This is a genomic window from Rhodoferax sp. UBA5149 (assembly GCF_002413825.1).
GTDB lineage: Bacteria > Pseudomonadota > Gammaproteobacteria > Burkholderiales > Burkholderiaceae_C > Rhodoferax.
Genome location: NZ_DHXT01000205.1, coordinates 21,755 through 41,296 on the forward strand (window position 1 = coordinate 21,755; position 19,542 = coordinate 41,296).

Annotated in this window: 19 protein-coding genes and 1 pseudogene; 17 read left to right on the forward strand and 3 right to left on the reverse strand. The window is 60.1% G+C overall.

Annotation, left to right across the window (positions count from 1 at the left end):
* A partial coding sequence (locus B3V69_RS18330) for an FAD-dependent oxidoreductase (protein ID WP_296448548.1) occupies positions 1–840 on the reverse strand: 840 nt, incomplete at its 3' end.
* Positions 841–1,080: 240 nt separating this feature from the next.
* Here B3V69_RS18330 and B3V69_RS18335 point away from each other — a divergent pair.
* From B3V69_RS18335 to tnpB, 10 genes and pseudogenes are all read left to right on the forward strand, one after another.
* Complete coding sequence (locus tag B3V69_RS18335; RefSeq protein ID WP_296448549.1) at positions 1,081–3,432, forward strand: DNA translocase FtsK; 2,352 nt, start codon at positions 1,081–1,083, stop codon at positions 3,430–3,432.
* A 4-nt stretch (positions 3,433–3,436) separates the two neighbouring features.
* Complete coding sequence (gene lolA, locus B3V69_RS18340; protein ID WP_296448552.1) at positions 3,437–4,090, forward strand: outer membrane lipoprotein chaperone LolA; 654 nt, start codon at positions 3,437–3,439, stop codon at positions 4,088–4,090.
* Between the two features lie 46 nt (positions 4,091–4,136).
* A pseudogene (locus B3V69_RS18345) lies at positions 4,137–4,331 on the forward strand (transposase); the annotation flags it as partial.
* A gap of 189 nt (positions 4,332–4,520) precedes the next feature.
* Positions 4,521–4,703: a cytochrome oxidase putative small subunit CydP gene (cydP, locus tag B3V69_RS20845; RefSeq protein WP_414707576.1), complete on the forward strand. Its 183-nt coding sequence runs from the start codon at positions 4,521–4,523 to the stop codon at positions 4,701–4,703.
* On the forward strand, positions 4,700–6,274 hold the full coding sequence (locus B3V69_RS18350) for a cytochrome ubiquinol oxidase subunit I (protein ID WP_296448553.1): 1,575 nt from the start codon (positions 4,700–4,702) through the stop codon (positions 6,272–6,274). The genes cydP and B3V69_RS18350 overlap by 4 nt, the downstream gene beginning before the upstream one ends.
* 10 nt (positions 6,275–6,284) lie before the next feature.
* Complete coding sequence (gene cydB / locus B3V69_RS18355) at positions 6,285–7,421, forward strand: cytochrome d ubiquinol oxidase subunit II (RefSeq protein WP_296448555.1); 1,137 nt, start codon at positions 6,285–6,287, stop codon at positions 7,419–7,421.
* An 89-nt stretch (positions 7,422–7,510) separates the two neighbouring features.
* Positions 7,511–7,633 (forward strand): cytochrome bd-I oxidase subunit CydX, encoded by a 123-nt coding sequence (gene cydX / locus B3V69_RS18360; RefSeq protein WP_296448557.1) that lies wholly within the window; start codon positions 7,511–7,513, stop codon positions 7,631–7,633.
* Between the two features lie 8 nt (positions 7,634–7,641).
* Positions 7,642–7,944 carry a cyd operon YbgE family protein gene (locus B3V69_RS18365; RefSeq protein WP_296448560.1) on the forward strand — a complete coding sequence of 101 codons (303 nt, stop codon included), beginning with the start codon at positions 7,642–7,644 and terminating at the stop codon, positions 7,942–7,944.
* A 175-nt stretch (positions 7,945–8,119) separates the two neighbouring features.
* Entirely contained in the window at positions 8,120–8,383 is a 264-nt protein-coding gene (locus tag B3V69_RS18370; protein WP_296448562.1) for a hypothetical protein, read from the forward strand.
* A complete protein-coding gene (tnpB, locus tag B3V69_RS18375; RefSeq protein WP_296448563.1) occupies positions 8,380–8,727 on the forward strand; it encodes an IS66 family insertion sequence element accessory protein TnpB in 348 nt (115 codons plus the stop codon). Before B3V69_RS18370 ends, tnpB begins: the two co-directional genes overlap by 4 nt.
* A 299-nt stretch (positions 8,728–9,026) precedes the next feature.
* Here the strand turns inward: tnpB and B3V69_RS18380 are convergent, their stop codons facing one another.
* Both B3V69_RS18380 and B3V69_RS18385 read right to left on the reverse strand, forming a co-directional pair.
* Positions 9,027–10,766: a ClcB-like voltage-gated chloride channel protein gene (locus B3V69_RS18380; RefSeq protein ID WP_296448564.1), complete on the reverse strand. Its 1,740-nt coding sequence runs from the start codon at positions 10,764–10,766 to the stop codon at positions 9,027–9,029.
* Positions 10,767–10,909: 143 nt separating this feature from the next.
* The gene (locus B3V69_RS18385) at positions 10,910–11,410 is read right to left on the reverse strand and encodes a CinA family protein (protein WP_296448566.1); all 501 of its coding nucleotides are present in this window, start codon (positions 11,408–11,410) and stop codon (positions 10,910–10,912) included.
* 170 nt (positions 11,411–11,580) lie between these two features.
* Here B3V69_RS18385 and B3V69_RS18390 point away from each other — a divergent pair, with 170 nt between their 5' ends.
* The 7 genes from B3V69_RS18390 (at position 11,581) to B3V69_RS18420 (ending at position 19,541) form a co-directional block, all read left to right on the forward strand.
* Positions 11,581–12,876 carry a replication-associated recombination protein A gene (locus tag B3V69_RS18390; protein WP_296448568.1) on the forward strand — a complete coding sequence of 432 codons (1,296 nt, stop codon included), beginning with the start codon at positions 11,581–11,583 and terminating at the stop codon, positions 12,874–12,876.
* Positions 12,877–13,331: 455 nt separating this feature from the next.
* Complete coding sequence (locus B3V69_RS18395; protein WP_296448570.1) at positions 13,332–14,261, forward strand: branched-chain amino acid ABC transporter permease; 930 nt, start codon at positions 13,332–13,334, stop codon at positions 14,259–14,261.
* Between the two features lie 10 nt (positions 14,262–14,271).
* Positions 14,272–15,354, forward strand: coding sequence for a branched-chain amino acid ABC transporter permease (locus B3V69_RS18400; RefSeq protein WP_296448572.1), 1,083 nt, complete (start codon positions 14,272–14,274; stop codon positions 15,352–15,354).
* Between the two features lie 12 nt (positions 15,355–15,366).
* Entirely contained in the window at positions 15,367–16,134 is a 768-nt protein-coding gene (locus B3V69_RS18405; RefSeq protein WP_296448574.1) for an ABC transporter ATP-binding protein, read from the forward strand.
* A gap of 105 nt (positions 16,135–16,239) precedes the next feature.
* Entirely contained in the window at positions 16,240–16,956 is a 717-nt protein-coding gene (locus B3V69_RS18410; RefSeq protein WP_296448575.1) for an ABC transporter ATP-binding protein, read from the forward strand.
* A 4-nt stretch (positions 16,957–16,960) separates the two neighbouring features.
* Positions 16,961–18,991 carry a TonB-dependent receptor plug domain-containing protein gene (locus B3V69_RS18415; RefSeq protein ID WP_296448577.1) on the forward strand — a complete coding sequence of 677 codons (2,031 nt, stop codon included), beginning with the start codon at positions 16,961–16,963 and terminating at the stop codon, positions 18,989–18,991.
* A gap of 10 nt (positions 18,992–19,001) precedes the next feature.
* Entirely contained in the window at positions 19,002–19,541 is a 540-nt protein-coding gene (locus tag B3V69_RS18420) for a YfiR family protein (protein ID WP_296448579.1), read from the forward strand.
* Position 19,542 lies beyond the last annotated feature (1 nt).

Genomic DNA, 19,542 nt, shown 5'->3' on the forward strand with positions numbered 1-19,542 from the left:
GCCCGGCACGCTGGTCATGGTGGCGAAACCTTTCAGCCCGCCTTGCGTGACGATATAGCCGCCCGCCATCTCCAGTTGGCCTTGGAAAATCTCGGTATTGGGCGAATGGCCAATGGCAATAAAGCAGCCTTGCAGCATCAGGTCTTGCGTGTTGCCCGTGGTGACATTTTTCAGGCGAATGCCGGTCACGCCGCTGGCGTCGCCCAGCACCTCATCGAGCGTGTTGAAGGTCTTGAGTTCAATCTTGCCCGCCGCCACTTTCTCCATCATCTTGTCGATCAGAATCGGCTCGGCTTTGAATTTATCGCGGCGATGCACCAGGTACACCTTGCTGGCAATGTTGGACAGGTAAAGGGCCTCTTCCACGGCCGTATTGCCGCCGCCAACCACGCAGACGACCTGGTTGCGGTAGAAAAAGCCGTCGCAGGTGGCGCAACCCGACACGCCACGTCCCATGAACGCAGTCTCAGACGGCAGTCCCAGGTATTTGGCTGACGCGCCGGTGGCGATGATGAGCGAGTCGCAGGTGTATTCGCCGTTGTCACCTTTGAGGGTAAACGGGCGTTTTTGGAAATCCACCGCGCTAATGTGGTCAAACAGGATTTCGGTCTTGAAGCGTTCGGCGTGCGCCAGAAAACGCTGCATCAGCTCCGGCCCCTGCACGCCGTCCACGTCGGCCGGCCAGTTGTCCACATCGGTGGTGGTCATCAATTGGCCGCCTTGCGCAATACCGGTGATCAGCAAGGGGTTGAGGTTGGCGCGCGCCGCATAAATGGCGGCTGTGTAGCCGGCGGGTCCGGAGCCCAAAATCAAAACTTTGGCATGTCGTGTGTTTGACATCGTGAAAACCTTTGTAAAAAATCTGAAGTGCCGTAGACAGTTCGGGATAAATCGTTAAATATCAATGCTGTTCGGGATTATGGTCATGCTTTTTGGGTCTGGATCCGGCGCGATTTCAAGAACCCTCCCCATTTCCCTGCAGGCAGGATTATGCGATGTCGATAGGGATCAAGCTCGGCCCAGTCCTGGCCAGGCGATGCAATTTTGCGACCGGGTTAAGCTTGGGGTAACACGCCTCAAATGACTTACTCACTCAATACCCTGAATTCCTCCCGCCCTGCGGCGCCACCTGCCCGTTCCGGGTGGGGGCGTTTTGCCGACGAAGTGGGCCTGTTGGCCGGCTTGGTGCTGTTGATTTTCTGGTTGCTCGCGCTCTTGAGCTACAGCGGCCAGGATGTCGCCTGGTCAACCTCGGGCAGCGGTGGGCCGGTGCTCAATCGGGCGGGGCGGCTGGGCGCCTGGCTGGCGGACGGCAGTTATTTTCTGTTGGGGTTTTCGGTTTGGTGGTGTGTTGCCGCGGGCGCGCGGGCCTGGCTTTCCGGCCTGGCGCGCTGGCTGCGGGGGCACGAGCTGCTGACGCCGCAGGCTGAACACAGCCCATCGCTGATTTCCCGATTCACGTCCGGCCGCGCGGCCTTCTGGTGTGGTCTGGCGCTGTTGCTGGTCGCCAGCGCAACCCTGGAGTGGTCCCGCTTGTACAGCCTGGAAGCCCGTTTGCCGGGACATGGCGGCGGCATTCTGGGCTATCTTGTGGGACCTTTGAGCATCAAGTGGCTGGGCTTTGCCGGCTCCGGCTTGGTGGCCATTGCCCTGGGGGTGGTGGGCGCGGCGCTGGTGTTCCGTTTTTCCTGGGGACATGTGGCGGAGCGGCTAGGCGCCTGGCTGTATTTTCAAGTTGAATCGCGACGCGAGAAGCGTGAGGTGGCGCAGGACATCGCGATGGGCCAGCAGGCGGCGCGAGAACGCGAAGACGTGGTGATCGAGGAGCGCCAGGACAGTGCGGTGCATCACCCCCGGCCCGTCATGATCGAGCCCGTGCTGGTGGATTTGCCCAAGAGCGAGCGGGTCGCCAAAGAGCGGCAAAAACCCTTGTTCAAGGAGTTGCCCGACAGCAAGCTGCCGCAAGTTGACTTGCTTGACGGCGCGCTGCTACGACAAGAAACCGTGGCGCCTGAGACGCTGGAGATGACCAGCCGCATGATCGAGAAAAAGCTCAAGGATTTCGGGGTCGATGTGCGGGTGGTGCTGGCGCAACCCGGGCCGGTGATCACGCGCTATGAGATCGAACCCGCCACCGGCGTCAAGGGCTCGCAGATCGTGGGGCTGGCCAAAGACCTGGCGCGTTCCCTGAGTCTGGTGTCGATCCGCGTGGTGGAGACCATTCCCGGCAAAAACTACATGGCGCTGGAGTTGCCCAATGCCAAACGCCAGTCCATCCGGCTGTCCGAGATTTTGGGCTCGCAAATCTACAACGAGGCCAAGTCCATGCTCACCATGGGGCTGGGAAAAGACATTATCGGCAACCCGGTGGTGGCCGACCTGGCCAAGATGCCGCATGTGCTGGTGGCCGGTACCACCGGATCGGGCAAATCGGTGGGCATCAACGCCATGATTCTGAGCCTGTTGTACAAGGCCGAAGCGCGCGATGTGCGCCTGCTGATGATCGACCCCAAGATGCTGGAAATGTCGGTGTACGAGGGCATTCCGCATTTGCTGGCACCGGTGGTCACCGACATGCGCCAAGCCGCGCACGGCCTGACCTGGTGCGTGGCCGAAATGGAGCGCCGCTACAAGCTGCTGAGCAAAATGGGCGTGCGCAATCTGGCCGGCTACAACGTCAAGATTGACGAGGCCAAGGCGCGCGGTGAATTCGTCTCCAACCCCTTCAGCCTGACGCCCGAGGCGCCCGAGCCCTTGGACCGCCTGCCGCACATCGTGGTGGTGATTGACGAGCTGGCCGATTTGATGATGGTGGTGGGCAAGAAGATCGAAGAATTGATTGCCCGCCTGGCACAGAAGGCGCGCGCCGCCGGCATTCACCTGATTCTGGCCACCCAGCGTCCCAGCGTGGATGTGATCACCGGCCTGATCAAGGCCAATATTCCGACCCGCATTGCCTTTCAGGTCAGCAGCAAGATCGACAGCCGCACCATTCTTGATCAGATGGGTGCCGAAGCCCTACTGGGCATGGGCGACATGCTTTACATGCCCAGCGGCACCGGGTTTCCGATCCGCGTACACGGCGCCTTTGTCAGCGACGAAGAGGTGCACCGGGTGGTGAGTTACCTCAAATCCCAGGGCGAGCCCAACTACATCGAAGGCGTGCTCGAAGGCGGCACGGATGACAGTGTGGGCGATTTGATGGGCGAGGGCGGCGGCAGTGGTGGCGGTGAAAAAGACCCGATGTACGACCAGGCGGTTGAAGTCGTGCTGAAAAACCGCAAGGCCAGCATCTCGCTGGTGCAGCGCCATTTGAAGATTGGCTACAACCGCGCCGCGCGGCTGGTGGAAGACATGGAAAAAGCTGGCCTGGTGAGCTCCATGAGCAGCAGCGGTCAACGTGAAATTTTGGTGCCGGCACGGGCAGAGTAACTCAATGAAACATTTTGCTATTGTTTGTATAGCGGCTTACGCTGGATTGGCGGGGGCTGGAGGGCTGGAAAGCCTTGAAGTCTTCGTGAAAACGGTGAAAACCGGCCGCGCTGACTTTACCCAGGTGGTGACCGCGCCTGCCAAGGACGGGCAGGCGCCCCGCGCCAAAACATCGACCGGCACCTTCGAGTTTTCCCGCCCCAATCGCTTCAAGTTCGTCTACAAAAAACCGTTCGAGCAAAGCATCGTGGCCGATGGCCAGACGCTGTGGTTGTATGACGTGGATCTGAACCAGGTGACGGCGCGCAAGCAAGCGCAGACGCTGGGCTCGACACCGGCCGCCTTGATCGCCGCCGCGCCCGATCTGCATGCCTTGCAGGCCGACTTCACGCTGACCGACGCGCCGGACAAGGACGGGCTGCAATGGGTGGCCGCGACGCCAAAAGCCAAAGACGGTCAGCTGCAGACGGTGCGCGTGGGTTTCAAGGTCGGTGACCCGGCGGCAAACCAGGCGGGCGGTTTGGCCGCGCTGGAAATCATTGACAGTTTCGGACAACGCTCGGTGCTGAGCTTCAACCGCTTTGAAGTCAATCCCGCGTTGCCGGGGAACAGCTTTCAGTTCAAGCCGCCGGCGGGGGCGGATGTGATCCGGCAGTAAGGCGGGTGCCGTCATGGCCGGTCATTGGAGCCCCGGCCATGCTTGCTTCAGCCTTCCACATCGGGTGCGCATGCGAACGACCAACGGACTGGAGCGCCTGAACAAAGAGATCAAACGTCGAGCGTGTGTGGCGACCTTGTTTCCCAACGCCGTCAGCTGCCTGCGCCTGGTCAGTGCCATCCTGGCCGAACAAGATGAGGAGTGGATGGCCGCGAAAATCTACCTGACCATGAAACCTTGAGCGCCGCGTACTTACAACAGCCCAAAACCAGATCCCGGAAATTTGCAGAAAAGAAGTTGTTTTATCCAAAAATCAACGCCAAATTCATAGATGGGTTGATATTGGCCTTGAGTTAACGCAACAAGGCCGACGCCAAAATGGGATGAAATCGAACTTGAGTTTGAAAATGAACCATGTGCTCTTGGCGTCATGAATCCCCTCGATAGAACCCTCATAAAAAAGCTGGCTCTGGTGCTGGTACTCAAGCTCGTCATATTGACGGTGTTGTATTGGGTCTTTGTGCGGGGACATCAAACAAACGTGGATGGGGATAGCGTGGCCGCGCAGTTTCTCCACAACGCTCTGAATTCAGTCAATGGAGTATCGCCATGATTTCTGACCAGTTGGTCGACCTGTCCCGGCTGCAGTTTGCCGCTACGGCGATGTACCACTTTCTGTTTGTGCCGCTAACCATCGGCATGGTCTGGATGCTCGTCATCATGGAAAGCGTCTACGTCATGACCGGCAACGGGGTCTGGAAGGATATGACGCGTTTCTGGGGCAAGTTGTTCGGCATCAACTTCGCATTGGGCGTGACCACCGGCATCACGCTGGAGTTTCAGTTCGGAACCAATTGGGCCTATTACTCCCACTACGTGGGTGACATTTTTGGCGCGCCCCTGGCGATGGAGGGGCTGATGGCCTTTTTCCTCGAGTCCACCATGATTGGCCTGTTCTTCTTTGGTTGGGATCGTTTGTCCAGGACACAGCACCTGATGGTGACGGCTCTCATGGCCATCGGCACCAACCTGAGTGCATTGTGGATTCTGATTGCCAATGGTTGGATGCAAAACCCGGTGGGCTCGGAGTTCAGTTACCTGACCATGCGCATGGAAATGGTAGATTTTTGGACCGTATTTTTCAACCCCGACGCACAGGCCAAATTTGTACACACGGTGTCAGCCGGCTATGTCACGGGCGCGATGTTTGTACTGTCCATATCAAGTTGGTACTTGCTGAAAAAACGTGACGTGGAGTTCGCCAAGCGCAGCTTTCGTGTCGCCGCAGCGTTCGGCTTGGCCTCGGCGCTGAGCGTTATCGTGCTCGGGGACGAATCTGGCTACACGGTGGGAGAAGCCCAGCAGACGAAAATGGCGGCCATAGAGGCGATGTGGGAGACTAAGCCCGCGCCAGCCGGTCTGACGATGGTGGCCAGCATCAATGAAGCGGCGCAAAAAAATGACTGGGAAATCGAGATCCCCTGGGTCATGGGTTTGATTGGGACGCGCTCCATCACCAAGGAAATTCCGGGCATTCGCGAGATCAAGGCGAAAAATCGGCAGCGCATTCTGCGCGGCATTCTTGCAGTCAATGCGCTGGATGCGTTAAGACATGATCGCGACGACACCGCTGCAAAGAGACTTTTCGAGACCTACAAAGCCGACCTCGGTTTTGGCTTTCTTCTCAAGAAGTATGTGAGCGACCTGAACCAGGCGACGCCTGAAATTATCGATCGCGCGATAGACGACACCGTGCCACGCGTGACGCCGATGTTCTGGGCCTTCCGCATCATGGTGGGTTTGGGCTTTGCCATGCTGGCGCTGTTTGGCCTGGCGTTCTGGAGTACGCTGAAATCCGTTGGCATGCAAAAGCCATGGCTGCTCAAGTGGGCACTCTGGATGCTGCCAGCACCTTGGATCGCCTGTGAGTTGGGCTGGTTCGTCGCCGAGTACGGTCGCCAGCCTTGGACGATTTATGGTGTGCTGCCCACGCACATGAGCGTGTCCACGCTGAGCGTGAACAGCCTGTACGGATCGCTGGCCGGATTCATCGGTTTCTACACCGTATTGCTGGTGGTGGAGATGTTCCTGATGGTCAAGTTTGCCCGCATGGGCCCGGGCAGTCTGGGTACGGGTCGCTACGCCAATGAGGCCGCCGACCACGTTGCAGCGGCACAAGCCTAAGGAGAACACTATGCTCGACTACCCAACTCTCAAGATCATCTGGTGGCTGCTCGTGGGCGTGTTGCTGGTCGGATTTGCCATCATGGACGGACACGACATGGGCGTAGGCACTTTGTTGCCCTTTGTCGGTCGCAGCGACGTGGAGCGCCGCGTCGTGATCAACACCGTGGGACCTCATTGGGACGGCAATCAGGTCTGGTTCATCACCGGTGGCGGTGCCATCTTTGCCGCTTGGCCTCTGGTTTATGCCACGGCCTTCAGCGGCTTCTACTGGGCCATGCTGGTGGTGCTGTGGGCGCTGTTTTTCCGCCCCGTTGGTTTCGACTACCGCAGCAAAATCCACAATGCCACTTGGCGCAGCACCTGGGACTGGGGTCTCTTTATCGGCGGCTCCGTGCCACCCCTGATCTTTGGCGTGGCTTTTGGCAACCTACTGCAGGGCGTTCCATTTCAATTCGACAACTACATGGTCTCCACCTACACCGGCAGCTTCTGGCAGTTGCTGAATCCGTTTGCTCTGCTGGCCGGCGTGGTGAGCAGCGCGATGATCACCATGCACGGCGGCGTCTATCTTGCACACCGCACTGAAGGCGTGATTCAGGACCGCGCCATCCGAGGGGCCGTGGGCGCAGCACTTCTCATGACGCTGGCCTTTGTGGGCGCGGGGGTATGGCTGCAGAGCATCGATGGTTACCGCATCACCTCGACCATCAACGCGGCCGCCTTGCCTGACCCCATGAGCAAGACGGTAGTGCGTGAAGCGGGTGCCTGGATGAGCAATTACGGTCGGCAACCCTGGTTGTGGGCGCTCCCCGCCCTGGGCGTGCTGGGAGCCTTGCTGGCGACCGTGCTGCTGCGTTTTCGCTGCACTTTGACCGCGTTTATCTCTTCGTCCCTGGCTCTGGTGGGTGTGATAGGAACTGCCGGAGCATCGATGTTTCCCTTCATCATGCCGTCGAGCTCCATGCCCAACGCCAGTCTCACAATTTGGGACAGCGTGTCAAGTCACCGCACGTTGGGAATCATGTTCTGGGCGACGCTGATCTTCATCCCGCTGATCGTTCTCTACACCGGCTGGGCCTACCGCGTGATGCGCGGCAAGGTGACGGCGGCCTACGTTCAGGAGCACGAGCATGCTGCTTACTGAACACTCAGGACGGCTATGCCAGGTCCAGCGCAACCAGCGAATGGCGGAGCGGTCCACGCAGTCTGAACAACAAGTCAAAGGATAAAAACATGTGGTACTTTACCTGGATTCTTGGGGTTGGCTTTGCAGTTCTGCTGGCCATTTTGAACGCCATGTGGGGCGAAAACGAAGAAGCCCATGAAAAGGCGCACAGGGGCACTGATCCACGGTGACGCGAGCCATGTCATCCAACGCTGCGGGCGGTTCTGTCCCCACCACCCCGAACCATACAGCGGTACATCTACCCAGCCTCATAGCGGCGCTGATCATCATGCTCGGCGGCACCATTTACCCGCTGGTGTTTGCGCGAGCTGACGGAACGCCGGACCATGGCTTGGCCATGGCGCTGTTCTGGGCCATGAGTGCCGGGCTGGTACGCGGTGTCGGATTCGTACCCCACGCGCTCGTCTGGCGGTTTATTTTTTCCGGCTGGTCTTGTCTGGCAGGGCTGTTAACCGCCGCTTGGCTACGCTTTGGGACTTGAGAAGTAGCTTTTGCAGCGCCCAAGACAAGCCTGCGTCAAACGCTGACCCTAACGGACCGCCAAAAAGAAGTAAGCGCCCGACGGATACCATTCTTGCGGCGAACTGAGGGGTCGGGCAGTATCTGACGAGCTGCACGCCACGTTGGTGTGTACTCAGATCGGGTAAGTGCACACCATGGAAACTCCGGCCAAAGCCACCAGACGTAGACACAGCGCCGCTTTCAAACGCAAGGTATTGCTGCTGCCCGCCATGATCGATCCGACGCCCCCGGTAGGCGGCGTGAGCGTTGCAGCGCCAGGATCCGGATCCACCACGACCCGGGTAGCGCCTGTTGGCGTAATCGAGATTGAATTCGGTGGTGCCCGGGTTCGCCTTCACTGCGCGGTGGATGAGGCCAGTGTGCGCTGCGTGCTGCAGACCCTGAGAGACACAACATGATTGGTCTGCCGACGGGAACGCGCGTGTGGTTGGCGGCGGGCTTGACGGACATGCGCCGCGGTTTTGATGGTTTGGCCGCCTCGGTGCAAAGCGCACTCACGCAGGACCCGTTCTCGGGCCACGTATTCGTCTTTCGGGGAAGGCGCGGCGACATCGTCAAGCTGCTGTGGTGGGATGGGCAGGGCATGTGCCTGTTTGCCAAGCGCCTGGAGAAGGGCCGCTTCATTTGGCCGTTGGCCAATTCCGGGTCGATCTCGTTGACCCCGGCACAGCTGTCCATGTTGTTCGAAGGCATCGAGTGGAGAATGTCTGTTCGCACCTGGCGGCCCACGATTTCCGCATAGTTTTTACGTCCTTTTATGGGGATCAAAGTTGGGGCCAATTCAGGACCAGAACACGGCATGAATTCGGTGGAGCTCAAATGTGCCTTCGCGCTCGCGTGGTACTTCAATGCGCACCGATCCACCTCATAGGCGGGTGCCACTTGCACCCACAGGAAAGCGCCGCCTTTTCACGGTGCACACTGGGAAAAGTCATTCGCCGATTTCCCGCCACGGTCAAGTCTGTGCCCGCTGCGGACACCGACGGAACCGGGAACTGTACGTTGTCCGCTACCACGTTGAAATTCGAAGCAACCTATTGGCTACTCACTGAGCCGGACATAGGTGGCCAGCAAAGTGCTTTTGTTGACCACGCCCAGCAACACCGGCGAGGCCAGGCTGTCGATTACGGGCAAGCGTTCACCGCGGTGCTCCATGAAGCGTTGCAGCGCTTCGGCCAGCGTCATGTCCGATGTGAGTGGTGTGACTTCATCCGCCAGCAAATCAGCTGCACATTTTTGCGCCAGGTCGCCTACGCCCGCAGCTGCGCTGAGTTTTTTCAGAGGAACCACGCCCAGAAACCGGTCCAGCGTGTCGGTTACATAGAGGTATTTGACGGGGTATTGCAGAAACAGCTGACTCATCGCTTCCAGGCCTGCATCCGGGCGCACCACGGTCTGTGCCGGCTGCACCAGATCGCGCATGTGCAGCGTGCGCAGACGCAGCTGTTCATCGCGTTTGGCCAGGCGCAGCAGGGTGATGTCATACATCGAACCTGCGTTGGCCGACCGGGCCACAAAGTAGGCGACCACGCAGGCGGTCATCAGGGGGAGCATGACCTGGTAGCTCAGTGTCATCTCAAAGATCATCAGGATGGCCATCAGCGGTGCCTGGGTAGCGCCTGCCAGAAACGCCCCCATGCCGACGATGGCGTAGGCGAAGGGTGCCGAAGTGGTCTGGGGCCACAGCGCCTGGACCGCTTGGCCGAAGACGTCTCCCATCATGCAGCCAAAAAACAGGGCTGGCGTAAATACCCCGCCGACGGCCCCCGAACCCACGGTAGACAGGGTGGCAATCGCCTTGGCGACCAGCAACAACAGCAATGCCGTGATCGACCATGGTGAATGCAGGACCGAATTCACCACGCTGTACCCGTTGCCCCAGACCTCGGGCCACCACAGCGAGATCAGCCCGACCACCAGGCCGCCCAAAGCCAGACGCACAGGCAATGGCAGGCTCAGACGTTCAAAAAGCTGGCGACTGGAACTCAGGCCGCGCAAAAACAAGGCCGAGGCACCCCCCACGAAAATCCCCAAAACGATAAACAGCAACACTTCCACGCCTGCCACCGACGGAAATGCCGGCATCACGTACGGGGCCTGATAGCCAGGAAATTCGCGCATCGTGATGTTCGCGACCACGGACGCCACCATGATCGGCCCCAGGCTTTCCATGGCCATCGAGCCCAACACCACTTCAGCGACAAAAAAAGCCCCTGCAATCGGCGCGTTGTAGGCCGACGTGATCCCGGCGGCCGCACCGCACGCGACCAGCAGGCGAAGCCGATCGACCGGAAAATGCAGCAGCCGTCCCAGCAATGAAGCGCTGAGTGCCGCCAGTTGCACCATGGAGCCTTCACGACCGATCGAGCCGCCGCTGGCAATGCTGATCAGCGAAGAGCCGCTGCGGATCAGGCTGAGCCGTACCGGAATGCAGCCGTCCCCCAAGACTGTGGCTTCCATGTAGTCGCCTTTTGTCTTGGGCGCGGCGCGGCCCCGAGCCAGCGCCAGCATCAGCAAGCCGCCCGCCAGCAAGCCGCCGACGGTGGGAACCAGCACCCGCAGCCAGGGTGGCAAATGGACCGCGATGGCCACCAGACTGCCACCTTGCCCCAAAACCAGTCGGTCCAGTCCGAATAGTGCCGAACGGAACAGCTCGGTGGCCAATGCGCCTAGTAGACCGGCCGGGATTGACCACAACAGCATCACCTGCCAGTCAGAGACGCGGAAAACTTCCCGCAACCTCGTACGCAAGGCAAGCATCACGGAGGCCAAATGTTTCATAAGGACAAAGATACCAGCTCTTTAACGCGTCACGGCTTTCAAATGCCAATCGGGACTGGAGTCGCTCAATATTGATATCAGCAAGGTCAATATGCCTAGACCGTTTCGATTGTCATCTGTTGCTATGCAGGCGGTAGCGGATGTCATTCGTGCAGGGCTTCATCGAACAGCGAGAGCAATTGCCGCGCGAAGATGTCCATGTTGGCGGGACGATTTGACTGACCTGTTTCAATCGTTCTGCTTCTTGAATTCGGACCCGCAACGGCAATGCACACATGGCCGGGCGAGTCTCCATAGCCACTTCCCGAGGGGCCAGCCGCACCACTTTCGCTGAGCCCCCACGTTGCGCCGAGCCTCTCGCGGATCTTGCCCGCGATAAGGTTTGCGTACGGTTCAGTTTCCGCACGCATTCCGACGACGTCGTCGGCGGTCAGCCCGAGTAGCCCTTTGCCGGCTTTGCGCGTATAGACCACCGCTCCTCCAACGAAGTAAGCCGATGCGCCAGGTATCGCCAGCAATGCGGCGCAGACGAGGCCACCGGCTGAAGACTCGACGACTGCTACGGTCTGACCGCGTTCGCGCAAAGATTCTGCGACGCGGGCAGCGAGCGAGGCCAGCGAGGGAAGATCGGATGGGTCTGACATCGTAAATCCTTTGGTTGAGGCTGGCCAACGCTATTGTTCAATGGCCGTATCCGCATGACGAACGCGTCCGTCTCGTCCGCGAATCTGCTTCAGCTTAGTATCGTTGAAGAAAGTCAAGTTTCCCGACTCGCGGGAGTCAACGCAAAGGCAATAGGCCACAATATTGCCCAATGAACGCTGCATCTCCAAGTCACCAACCCCTGGCCGAACGGCTGCGCCCGAAACGCTTAAGCGAAGTCGTCGGCCAGCAGCAGCTGCTGGGCGACGGCATGGCGCTGCGCATCGCCTTCGAATCCGGCCAGCCGCACAGCTGCATTCTGTGGGGTCCGCCGGGCACCGGAAAAACCACGATTGCGCGCCTGATGGCCGACGCGTTTGACGCGCAGTTCATCACCATCAGCGCCGTGCTGGGGGGCGTCAAGGACATTCGCGAGGCGGTGGAACAGGCGCAGATTGCGCTGGGCCAGGGCCGGCGCACGATTGTGTTTGTGGACGAGGTGCATCGCTTCAACAAAAGCCAGCAGGACGCTTTTTTGCCGCACGTCGAGAGCGGTTTGTTCACCTTTATCGGCGCCACCACCGAGAACCCCTCGTTTGAAGTCAACTCGGCCTTGCTGTCGCGGGCGGCGGTCTATGTGCTGCAGCCCCTGTCGCAGCAAGACCTTGAACAAATTGTGGCCTCAGCCCTCGCCGTACATGCGGTACCAGCTATTGAAAAGATAGCAGTTGAGCGTTTGATCGCGTATGCTGACGGCGACGCGCGGCGCCTGCTGAACACGCTGGAAACACTGGCCGTGGCGGCCACCCAGGAAAAGCAAGCCGAGATCACCGATGTCTGGCTGCTCAAGGTGCTGGGCGAGCGCATGCGCCGCTATGACAAGGGCGGCGAGCAGTTCTACGACACCATCTCGGCCCTGCACAAGTCCGTGCGGGGGAGCGACCCCGACGCCGCGCTGTACTGGTTGGTGCGCATGCTCGATGGCGGCGCCGACCCGCGTTATCTGGCGCGCCGCCTGATTCGCATGGCCAGTGAAGACATCGGTCTGGCTGATCCGCGGGCCTTGCGCCTGGCGCTGGACGCGGCCGAGGTCTACGAGCGCCTGGGCACGCCCGAGGGCGAACTGGCGTTGGCCGAGTGCGTGGTGTACTTGGCGGTTGCCGCCAAATCCAATGCGGTCTACAAGGCGTTCAACGAGGCCAAGGCCTTCGTTAAAAAAGACAGTACCCGTCCGGTGCCCATGCACTTGCGCAACGCGCCGACCAAGTTGATGAAGGAGCTGGACTACGGCAAGGGCTACCGCTACGCGCATGATGAAGAAGGCGGCTTTGCGGCGGGCGAGCGCTACTTGCCCGACGGCATGGCGTCACCCGGTTTTTACCGGCCGGTCGAGCGCGGGCTGGAGATCCGCATCGCCGAGAAACTGCGGCAGTTGCGCGAGCTGGATCGCAAGAGCGGGGCGACTTAGCGGGCTTGATTTGCCGGGGTTGTCGGGGTTGTCGGGGGAGTGATCAAAAGGCGGCGAGCAATTTTCTGAAGCACGGTGTATCGTTCGACGGGTCGCTCAAGCCGGACGCCGTGCCTTCTTGCTGCCTACAACGCAGACCTTGAGGCAACGTTTCGCGCCACCATCACTCAAGTGTGCGTTTCGCCCGAAACCAAACGTCCAGTCTTGCTGCCGGACGCGCTGCGAACGGCCCTCGAGAAGAAGACGCAAGGCGGCTAACCCTGTTACCGGGCGCGGCGGCCCCGATGTGACTCAAAGGCGAAGCGAAGGCACCCCTTCGCTACAATCGCCAGCACCAATCTGCCCGTCGCTACGCTGGCATTTTTTTTGCTACAGAACTGGTAGAGCTCACGAGGCCGCGCCGCTCGTCAGCAAGTTGCTGATTTCCAAGCGCCGGCCAAAAATCGGAGAAGTTAATGGATACTTTCATACAGCAGATCATCAATGGTCTGGTGTTGGGCAGCATGTATGCCTTGGTAGCGCTGGGCTACACCATGGTGTACGGCATCATTGGCTTGATCAACTTTGCCCACGGCGAAGTGCTGATGGTAGGCGCCTTGACCAGCTGGACCATCATCGGCCTGATGCAAGAGGCCATGCCCGGCACACCGGGCTGGCTCATTCTCCTGATTGCCCTGCTCATTGCCTGTGTGGTGGCCGCCGCCCTTAATTTTGTGATTGAAAAAGTGGCTTACCGGCCGCTGCGCAACAGCCCCAAGCTGGCCCCGCTGATCACCGCCATCGGCATGTCGATCCTGCTGCAGACGCTGGCCATGATCATCTGGAAACCCAACTACAAACCCTATCCCACCTTGCTGCCCCGCACCCCATTCGAGATCGGTGGCGCGGTGATCACGCCGACCCAGGTGCTGATTCTGGCCATGACTGCGGTGTCACTGGCGATCCTGATGTATGTGGTGAACTATTCAAAGCTGGGCCGCGCCATGCGTGCCACGGCTGAAAATCCGAGGGTGGCCGCGCTGATGGGCGTCAAACCCGATGTGGTGATTTCTGCCACCTTTCTGATTGGCGCGGTGCTGGCGGCGATTGCCGGTGTGATGTGGGCCGCCAACTACGGCATGGTGCAGCACACCATGGGATTTTTGCCGGGTCTCAAAGCCTTTACGGCGGCCGTGTTTGGCGGCATTGGCAATCTGGCGGGCGCCGTGGTCGGGGGCATCCTGCTGGGCTTGATCGAATCGCTCGGTGCGGGCTACATCGGACAACTCACGGGTGGCGTGTTGGGTAGCAACTACTCCGATATTTTTGCGTTCATTGTTCTGATCATCGTGTTGACGCTGCGACCCTCGGGTCTGCTGGGTGAGCGCGTGGCAGATCGTGCTTGAGGAGCACGCCATGAAACAACCACAAAAAATCATTCCTTTCCTGATTGCCGCTGCCGCCTTGCTGATTCTGCCGCTGTTGCTTCAGGGCTTTGGCAGCGCCTGGGTTCGCATTGCCGACATGGCACTGCTCTATGTCCTGCTGGCCCTGGGGCTCAACATTGTGGTGGGCTACGCCGGCCTGCTGGATCTGGGTTACGTGGCCTTTTTTGCCATTGGTGCCTATATGTACGGCCTGCTGGCGTCGCCCCACCTGACCGACACCTTTCCTGCGATTGCGGCCATCTTTCCGGACGGTCTGCACACGCCGATCTGGATTGTGATTCCCGCGGCGGCGGCCATCGCCGGCTTCTTTGGTGTGCTGTTGGGGGCGCCGACGCTGCGTCTGCGCGGCGACTACCTGGCCATCGTGACCCTGGGCTTTGGTGAAATCATCCGGGTGTTCCTGAACAACCTGGATCATCCGGTCAATATCACCAATGGCCCCAAGGGGCTGAACCAGATTGACGCGCTGAGCTTCTTCGGGCTGAACCTGGGCAAGAATGTCAGCGTCGGCGGCTTCGAGCTGACTTCGGTGCAGTTGTACTACTACCTGTTCTTGGCACTGGTGGTGTTCAGCGTGGTGATTTGCCACCGGCTGGAACTCTCACGCGTGGGCCGCGCCTGGATGGCGATTCGCGAAGACGAAATCGCCGCCAAGGCCATGGGCATCAACACCCGCAATCTCAAGCTGATGGCTTTCGGCATGGGCGCGACCTTTGGCGGCGTGTCGGGCGCCATGTTTGCGTCCTTCCAGGGCTTCATTTCTCCCGAGTCCTTCAGCCTGATGGAGTCGGTGATGATTGTGGCCATGGTGGTGCTGGGCGGCATCGGGCACTTGCCGGGCGTCATTCTGGGTGCCGTGTTGCTGTCGGCCTTGCCGGAGGTGTTGCGCTATGTCGCCGGGCCCCTGCAGGCCATGACCGATGGGCGGCTGGATTCGGCGATTCTGCGCCAGCTGCTGATTGCGCTGGCCATGATCAGCATCATGTTGTCGCGTCCACGCGGCTTGTGGCCCGCGCCGGACCACGGCAAGTCGCTGCAGAACGGGAAATAAATCGGAACGAATATGACAGACACCGTACTCAACGTCTCTGGCGTTTCCAAACGATTCGGCGGCCTGCAGGCCTTGAGCGATGTCGGCATCCAGATCAAGCGTGGCCAGGTCTATGGCCTGATCGGCCCCAATGGCGCCGGAAAAACCACTTTTTTCAATGTGCTGACGGGTCTTTATACGCCCGACAGCGGCAGCTTTGCGCTGGCCGGCAAGGCCTATCAGCCGACAGCGGTGCACGAAGTCGCCAAAGCCGGTATTGCTCGCACCTTCCAGAACATTCGCCTGTTCGCCGACATGACGGCGCTGGAAAACGTCATGGTGGGGCGCCATATCCGAACTCACTCCGGTCTGCTGGGCGCCATCTTTCGCACACCGGGTTTCAAGGCCGAAGAAGCCGCCATTACCCAGCGTGCACATGAGTTGCTGGACTATGTGGGCATTGGAAAATTTGCCGACTACAAGGCCCGCACGCTGAGCTACGGCGATCAGCGTCGCCTGGAAATCGCACGGGCCCTGGCCACCGATCCGCAGCTGCTTGCGCTGGACGAGCCGGCCGCCGGTATGAATGCCACCGAGAAACTTATGCTGCGCGAGTTGATCTCCAAGATCCGCAACGACAACCGCACCATTTTGCTGATCGAGCACGATGTGAAGCTGGTGATGGGCCTGTGTGATCGGCTGACGGTGTTGGACTACGGCAAACAGATTGCCGAAGGCACACCCGCCGAAGTGCAGAAAAACGAAAAAGTAATCGAAGCCTATCTTGGCACCAGCCATTAAGCAGTTGAGGACAGAGCTTGCCCACTTCGTGTGGCTGCGGTCTGTCCCGCAAGATTTCAGGAAGTTGAGGACAGAGCTGAAGGTCTGTCTCGCAAGGAAATAACGATGACCAATATTCTTCTCAAAGTGACGGATCTCAAAGTGGCCTACGGCGGCATTCAGGCCGTCAAGGGCGTCGACTTTGAGGTGCGCGAAGGCGAACTGGTGTCGCTGATCGGCTCCAACGGCGCTGGCAAGACCACCACCATGAAAGCCATCACCGGCACGCTGCCGATCAACGACGGCGATATCGAGTACCTGGGTAAAAGCATTCGCGGCCAGGGCCCCTGGGATCTGGTGAAGCAAGGCCTGGCGATGGTGCCGGAAGGGCGCGGCGTGTTCACCCGCATGACCATTGTGGAGAACCTGCTGATGGGCGCCTACATCCGTGACGACAAGGCCGATATTCTGGCCGACATCGATAAGGTGTTCACCCTCTTCCCGCGTCTTAGAGAGCGGCGCGACCAACTGGCCGGCACCATGTCGGGCGGCGAGCAGCAAATGCTGGCCATGGGCCGCGCCTTGATGAGCCGTCCCAAGGTGCTGCTGATGGACGAGCCCTCCATGGGTATGTCGCCCCTCATGGTGGACAAAATATTTGAAGTGGTGCGTGACGTTTATGCGCAGGGTGTGACCGTGCTGCTGGTGGAGCAAAACGCCAGCCGCGCCTTGGCCATCGCCGATCGGGGTTATGTCATGGAGTCCGGCATCATCACCATGACGGGCGACGCCAAACAGATGCTCAACGACTCCAAGGTGCGCGCCGCGTACCTGGGCGAGTAAGTCCATGGTGCCGCGTACAACCGTTGGTTACCGCAGGGTGTTCGTGCTCTCGGTCCTGGTGCGTTCCCGTATTCAGTGTTTGAGCGCGCTGATCGTGCTGTGCTGCGGCGCGCCGGCTGGGGCCACCGCCTTGTTGGCCGATGCGGGTGAGCTGGCGCAGATGTCGCTTGACGATCTGCTGCGTGTCGAGGTGCAGAGCGCATCGCGTTACGCCCAGCCGCTGGCTGATTCGCCGGCATCGGTGACGGTGATCGACCGCGAGGAGTTGCGCCGGCAGAGCTACCGCAATCTGGCCGAGGCGCTGTCCAGCGTGCGCGGCGTCTATGTCAGCAATGACCGCAATTACAGTTATCTCGGGGTGCGCGGCTTCAACCGTCCCGGCGACTACAACTCCCGCATTCTCCTGCTGACCGACGGCGCGCGGCGCAATGACGCCCTTTACGACCAGGCGCATATCGGCAACGAGTCGCCGATCGAGATTGATTGGGTCAAGCGACTGGAGTTCGTGTCCGGGCCGGCGTCCGCGGTTTATGGCGCCAATGCGCTGTTCGGCATTGTCAATGCCGTGATGCTCGATGGCGGGGACATCAGTGGCACGCGTTTGACGGTTGATGCGGGCAGCGGGGGAAGCCACCGTCTGGGGCTGCTGGCCGGCCACCGCGTCGACGGTGAACGTGACTGGTTTGTCGCACTTTCCGCCTATGGCGCGCGTGGCAATGATCTCTACTTTCCCGAGTTCGACAATGGGGCCAGCAATGGCTGGGCGCGCGGCCTCGATGGCGAGGACTACCAGAAAGCCTACGGCAAGTTTCGCTTTGGCAACTGGCGCTTGACCGCCAGTCTGAGTTCGCGCGACAAGAATCTGCCGAATGCGCCGTTCTTGACCGCCTTCGGTGTGCCCGGTACCCACACGGTGGATCAGCATGGGCTGATTGAACTGGCGTATGACGGTCTGCTGGCCAATGGCTGGCAGCAGCAGTTCCGGGTGTTCAACGGCAGTTACCGGTACAACGGAGATTACCAATACGCGGGAGCGCTCGACAATCGCGATGAGGGTCGTGCCAATTGGGCGGGTGTCGACTACCGGCTGATCGTGAGCACGCTGCCAACGCACAAGCTGATGCTGGGCATCGAAACGCAGTGGAACACGCAGCTGGAACAGCGAAATTTTGACATCTCCCCCGCCGCCAGCTATCTGGACAGCAACCGTCCCTCCCACACCTACGGCGTTTTTGTTCAGGACGAATGGCGCTTGTCGGCGCAGTGGCTGTTGAATCTCGGTTTGCGTTACGACAAGCACAGCGAGTATTCGGCGATTGCCTCGCCGCGTGCTGCCCTGATCTACCAGCCGAACGACGGCGCTACCCTGAAGGCGATGGTCGGCAGTGCTTATCGCGCGCCAAATGCCTACGAGCGTTTTTACGACGATGGCGGCGCGCTGCAAAAAGCCAATCCGGCCCTGTTGCCCGAACGTATCCGTAGCGCGGAACTGGCGGCGGATTTTCGCGTGGGTCAGGGGGGGCGGGTCGGGGTGAGTGTTTACCGCAATGACATGCGAAACATGATCGATCAGGTGCTCGATCCGGCGGACGGCCTGTATGTATTCGCCAATCAGTCCAGCGTCCAGACCCGCGGTATCGAGTTCGATGCCGAAAAGCGTTGGGCCAGCGGCTACCGCCTGCGCGGCAGCGTCTCGCGGCAGTGGTCAAGTGCGGCCGATGGCAGTGAACTCGGAAATTCACCGCAGTTGCTCGGCAAACTGGTGTTCAGCATGCCGATTTTCGCTGGCTGGACGCTTGGCACAGCGTGGCAGGGCATGTCCGACCGGCGTTCACTGGTGGGTCGCGTGCCTGGCTTCGGCGTGCTCAATCTGGCGCTCACTTCGGGGCGCCTGGCGGGCCTGGGAGAGCTGGCGCTGGGAGTCTATAACGTCGGCAATGCTCACTATCTTGATCCAGCGTCATCGGCTTTTACACAGGATGCACTGGCCCAGGATGGGCGGCAGTTCAGACTGCGCTGGACATTGCCCCTGTGACGGGCGCCGCATGTTGATTTCTGCCGGCACATTTTGTCGAAAACTCTTTACCTTGGCGTTGCTGGTGATGGCCCCGCTGGCGCTGGCACAGCGGCTGGCCCCCGAGCCCGAACTGAAGGCGGCCATTCTGGTCAATATGTTCTTATTTGTGGACTGGCCGGCCCAAGGGGGGCAGGCGCCGGACCGGCTGACCGTTTGTTATCTCGACGGCGGGCCTGTAGCCACCGCGCTTGAACAACTTGGCGGCAAGTTGATCAAGGGCAAGCCGCTGCAGGTGCTGCGTGTTGATAGCGCGACGATGGGAGGATGCCATGCCCTGTACCTGTCGTCGCTTGACGCTGTCAGTCTGCCACGCGTCGTCGCCAATGGGCGAGCCAGTGGCATTTTGTTGGTGGGCGATACCCCGGGCTATCTGCAACGCGGCGTGATGCTCAATCTGGAGATCGATGGCGGACGTGTCGTGTTCGATATCGATCTGCGCTCAATGCGCCAGGCCGGACTCGCGGTGAGCTCCAAAGTGCTTCGACTGGCGCGCCAAGTGCTAGAGTGAA

Coding starts and splice junctions, on each gene's coding strand:
- B3V69_RS18335 (WP_296448549.1), top strand. CDS start 1,081: ATGACTTACTCACTCAATACCCTGAATTCCTCCCGCCCTGCGGCGCCA.
- lolA (WP_296448552.1), top strand. CDS start 3,437: ATGAAACATTTTGCTATTGTTTGTATAGCGGCTTACGCTGGATTGGCG.
- cydP (WP_414707576.1), top strand. CDS start 4,521: ATGAATCCCCTCGATAGAACCCTCATAAAAAAGCTGGCTCTGGTGCTG.
- B3V69_RS18350 (WP_296448553.1), top strand. CDS start 4,700: ATGATTTCTGACCAGTTGGTCGACCTGTCCCGGCTGCAGTTTGCCGCT.
- cydB (WP_296448555.1), top strand. CDS start 6,285: ATGCTCGACTACCCAACTCTCAAGATCATCTGGTGGCTGCTCGTGGGC.
- cydX (WP_296448557.1), top strand. CDS start 7,511: ATGTGGTACTTTACCTGGATTCTTGGGGTTGGCTTTGCAGTTCTGCTG.
- B3V69_RS18365 (WP_296448560.1), top strand. CDS start 7,642: ATGTCATCCAACGCTGCGGGCGGTTCTGTCCCCACCACCCCGAACCAT.
- B3V69_RS18370 (WP_296448562.1), top strand. CDS start 8,120: ATGGAAACTCCGGCCAAAGCCACCAGACGTAGACACAGCGCCGCTTTC.
- tnpB (WP_296448563.1), top strand. CDS start 8,380: ATGATTGGTCTGCCGACGGGAACGCGCGTGTGGTTGGCGGCGGGCTTG.
- B3V69_RS18380 (WP_296448564.1), bottom strand. CDS start 10,766: ATGAAACATTTGGCCTCCGTGATGCTTGCCTTGCGTACGAGGTTGCGG.
- B3V69_RS18385 (WP_296448566.1), bottom strand. CDS start 11,410: ATGTCAGACCCATCCGATCTTCCCTCGCTGGCCTCGCTCGCTGCCCGC.
- B3V69_RS18390 (WP_296448568.1), top strand. CDS start 11,581: ATGAACGCTGCATCTCCAAGTCACCAACCCCTGGCCGAACGGCTGCGC.
- B3V69_RS18395 (WP_296448570.1), top strand. CDS start 13,332: ATGGATACTTTCATACAGCAGATCATCAATGGTCTGGTGTTGGGCAGC.
- B3V69_RS18400 (WP_296448572.1), top strand. CDS start 14,272: ATGAAACAACCACAAAAAATCATTCCTTTCCTGATTGCCGCTGCCGCC.
- B3V69_RS18405 (WP_296448574.1), top strand. CDS start 15,367: ATGACAGACACCGTACTCAACGTCTCTGGCGTTTCCAAACGATTCGGC.
- B3V69_RS18410 (WP_296448575.1), top strand. CDS start 16,240: ATGACCAATATTCTTCTCAAAGTGACGGATCTCAAAGTGGCCTACGGC.
- B3V69_RS18415 (WP_296448577.1), top strand. CDS start 16,961: ATGGTGCCGCGTACAACCGTTGGTTACCGCAGGGTGTTCGTGCTCTCG.
- B3V69_RS18420 (WP_296448579.1), top strand. CDS start 19,002: ATGTTGATTTCTGCCGGCACATTTTGTCGAAAACTCTTTACCTTGGCG.